The following is a 390-nucleotide window of genomic DNA, read 5'->3' as shown; positions in this document are numbered from 1 at the left end:
CACTGCTGTCCCATAGTTTGCTTTAAATAAAAAAACCTGAGTCCTAACAGTTAAAATATGAGTGCAAACAAACACTTTAACGACCAGGATTCAGGTTTTGTCACATCAGAATACCGTATTTCATGAGCTAATTAAACCTGTTGTGCGACAGGATTTTGAACAACTTGCTAAAGTACACCATGTTGGACAGAAATTTAGAGCGGCTTCCCGGTGGGATCAGTTTATTGCCATATTGATGTCTCAATTCTCTTGTAGGCAAAGTCTGAGAGATATTCAATCCAATTTGGAGTGCCAACAGGAAAAGCTAAGTCATCTCGGAGCAAAGTCTATTCCCCGAAGCACGCTGGCACGAATCAATGAGCAGCAGCCTGCTGCCTTGTATCAACAGCT

1 protein-coding gene is annotated in these 390 nt (G+C 41.8%); it reads left to right on the top strand.

Going from position 1 to position 390, the window contains the following annotated elements; genetic code table 11:
* Window positions 1-97: 97 nt before the first annotated feature.
* Window positions 98-390: DUF4372 domain-containing protein (locus NI468_RS16185; protein WP_158651077.1), on the top strand; the 293-nt coding region annotated here is incomplete at its 3' end.

Source organism: Acinetobacter lwoffii (assembly GCF_024129355.1).
Taxonomy (GTDB): domain Bacteria; phylum Pseudomonadota; class Gammaproteobacteria; order Pseudomonadales; family Moraxellaceae; genus Acinetobacter; species Acinetobacter lwoffii_I.
This window is presented reverse-complemented; position numbering and strand designations above follow the sequence as displayed.